The organism is Rhizobium sp. 42MFCr.1 (assembly GCF_000377185.1).
Classification (GTDB): Bacteria; Pseudomonadota; Alphaproteobacteria; order Rhizobiales; family Rhizobiaceae; genus Rhizobium; species Rhizobium altiplani.
Window position 1 is genome coordinate 1 of the sequence record NZ_KB897898.1, and the last position, 2,893, is coordinate 2,893.

Consider the following 2,893-nt stretch of genomic DNA (forward strand, 5'->3'; position numbering starts at 1 on the left):
CAGCCTTCCTTCGGAACGTGGTCGAGGTTTTCCCCTACAAGATCCACACCGTGCTTACCGACAATGGTATGGCCTTCGCCGACCTGCCCAAAAACGTATGCGACGTCCACGCCCCATCGATTTCTCAATCAGTTGCAGCGATCTGAGGTTGATCTACGGGCCGTCAAATGAGCTCACCGACGAGTACCTGACGAGCTCATTGTGAGGCCTTGATGCGGGCGGCATAGGCCCATGGCATCAGGGCATCGATGTCTTTGGCGAGGTGGCCATTTGCGAGGCGGGTGAAGAGGTCGCACAGATAGGCGTAGGGTTCAACGCCGTTCATTTTGCAAGTGCCGATCAGACTGGCAAACCGGGCCCAATTACGGCCCCCTTCATCGTGCCCCGCAAAGAGGGCATTGCGGCGGTTCATGGCCGGACGGCGGATCGCGTTTTCCACCAGGTTGGAGTCGATATCGACGTGGCCGTCGTCCAGGAACAGCCGGAAGCCGTCCTGCCGTGTCAGCATATAGGCCAGGGCTTTTCCGAGGTCAGACTTGCGTGAGAGACGCTTGGCTTGCGCTGCCAGCCAGGTGAAGAACGCGTCCACCAGCGGGAGGGACAGGTCCTGTCGAACTGCCCGCCGATGATCGGGATCTGAGCCCCGGATACTGTCTTCGATCTTGTAGAGCGCGGCGATCCGCAGCAGCGCCTCGTCGACGATGGGCGATCCACTCTTTGGCGTGGCCTTGATCAGCTTTCTGCGTCCGTGCGCCCAACAGAAAGCCAGTTTCAACGGGTCGCCGCCCACCCGGTCCGACGTGGCGAGGTGAGAGTAACCACCGTAGGCATCGACCTGGATTGTCCCGTTAAACCCTTCGAGGATTTCAGCGGCATATTCGCCTTTACGCCCAGGTCGATAATGGAACACCACGCCCGGCGGCGCGGAGCCATTCCAGCCGCGATCGTCACGCAACACGGCCCAGAGATAACCGGTCTTCGTCTTGCCTCGCCCCGGATCCAACACCGGAGCCGTGGTCTCATCGACATAGAGCCGCGTGCTTTCCCACAGTAGCCGTTTTGCCATGTGGTCGACCACCGGTGCGATTTCGCTGCCCGTGCGCCCCATCCAATCGGCCAGGACCGTGCGGTCTATCGGCACCCCGTGTCGCGCCATAACCTCAGCCTGCCGGTTGAGCGGCATATGTTCGGAATGCTTGGAGACGGCAATCTCAGCCAGAAGGGCTTCGGTCGGCCAGCTCCCTTCCAAAAGATGTGCCGGCGCTCTCGCCTGGACGACGCCCGTTCGACCCTTGGGGCATGCGTATTTCGGGCGGATCGTGACGATCACCTCGTAGCGCGCCGGAATCCGGTCGAGCCGTTCCGTCCGATCCTCGCCAATCCGGACCATGTTGCCGCAACCGCAGGGACAAACGATGCTCTCGGGCTCGATCACTCTCTCGACCCGCGGCAGGTGTTCGGGCAGTGCACGGGCCTCACGCTCCTTGCGAGGAACCGCCTTGCCCGGATCGGATGCGCTGGCTTCGATCTTTTTCTCGACGGCGGCGATCCGCGCCTGTGTTTCGGCAATCGCCGTTTCAAGGTCTTCCAGCGCCAGTTCCATCTGCGCCGGATCGAGCTTTTCCGATTTCGGTCCGAACTTCGTGCGCCGATAGTCGTGAACCTGCCCCTCAAGCTTCTCGATCAGTTCCTTCAGCTCGGCGATGAAGGCGTCCTTTTCGGCCACCACAGCCTGCTCATGCTGACGTGCAGCACGCTCGACCGACAGCTCGAACTGCATCGCCGCAAAGGCTTTGACAACCTCTGGCGGAAGGTCCGGAAACAGGCTGAGATCAAGGGGCGACGACATGCGGCCTTATAGCAAGGCAGCATAAAAAAGCCCAACAAAACAACGCCAAAATCAGGCCGGTGAGTCATCCTGCCGCAGTCGGCGGCGCGACCCGTCGCACCATCACCCGTCGCCAGTCCAGCCCCTCGAACAAAGCCTCATATTGCCCTCTGGAAAGACGCATCGTTCCATCCTGCACCTTGGGCCAGGCAAAGCTTCCGTGTTCAAGAATTTTGTAGGTTAGTACCATTCCGGTGCCATCCCACACCAGGATTTTCACGCGATCCCCGCGCTTCGACCGGAAGATCACCGTCACCCCGGAATGCGGGTCGAGCTTCAACTCGGTCTGCACCATCAGAGCCAGCGCCTGATGCCCACAGCGGAAGTCCACCGGCCGCGTTGCAATCAGGATCGGCAGCCGTTGGCCCGCGACGATCATGCCGTCCCTCGCATCGCTCGCACCAGAGCCGCCACACGTTCAACCGGCACGTCACCGGGAACCTGCATCACAACGTCTGAGCCGATCGTGAGCGTCAAGACCGACGAAACCGCCTCCGGCAGTTTCGGCAGTGCCAAAACACTCACAGCCTCGCTCGGCTCTGCTGTAATCGCCAAAGGCACAAATGAAGGTTCGGCATCGCCGCTCTCCGCCAGCCCCGGCATAGCCTCAAAAGGCAGGGCCAGAATGCCCTCCCGCACTTGCCGGCGCCATAAAGAAAGCTGGTGCGGAACAACGTCATGACGGCGCGCGACATCAACAACACGAACACCAGGCTCAAGGCTTTCTGCCACGAGCCGCGCCTTCACATCATTCGGCCAACGCCGGTTTCCGCGGCGCGGCTCGACAACTTCGTAGCGCCCAACAAATCCATCATCTGCCATGCAAATCTCCAGATAGTCCTGGAAACCTTCTCGCACGCCCAGCCAGCCTCAAAATACAGCCTATCCAATGGGGCGGAGACGGCGCTTACCCAAAAACCGCACCGGCCCCAGCCGCCGCTTCCTAGGCCCGCATATCTTCGACCGCGTCTGCATCGCTAACAGCATCGAGCATCGGCTGACCAA

At 60.9% G+C, this 2,893-nt stretch carries 3 protein-coding genes; all 3 read right to left on the reverse strand.

The features are described from left to right. Window positions 1-196: 196 nt before the first annotated feature. Window positions 197-1,849 carry an IS66 family transposase gene (gene tnpC, locus C934_RS0131435; RefSeq protein ID WP_018860465.1) on the reverse strand — a complete coding sequence of 551 codons (1,653 nt, stop codon included), beginning with the start codon at window positions 1,847-1,849 and terminating at the stop codon, window positions 197-199. A gap of 64 nt (window positions 1,850-1,913) precedes the next feature. Then, window positions 1,914-2,267 (reverse strand): IS66 family insertion sequence element accessory protein TnpB, encoded by a 354-nt coding sequence (tnpB, locus tag C934_RS0131440; RefSeq protein ID WP_018860466.1) that lies wholly within the window; start codon window positions 2,265-2,267, stop codon window positions 1,914-1,916. Next, the gene (tnpA, locus tag C934_RS0131445; RefSeq protein WP_018860467.1) at window positions 2,264-2,710 is read right to left on the reverse strand and encodes an IS66-like element accessory protein TnpA; all 447 of its coding nucleotides are present in this window, start codon (window positions 2,708-2,710) and stop codon (window positions 2,264-2,266) included. The genes tnpB and tnpA overlap by 4 nt, the downstream gene beginning before the upstream one ends. Between the last annotated feature and the right edge of the window lie 183 nt (window positions 2,711-2,893).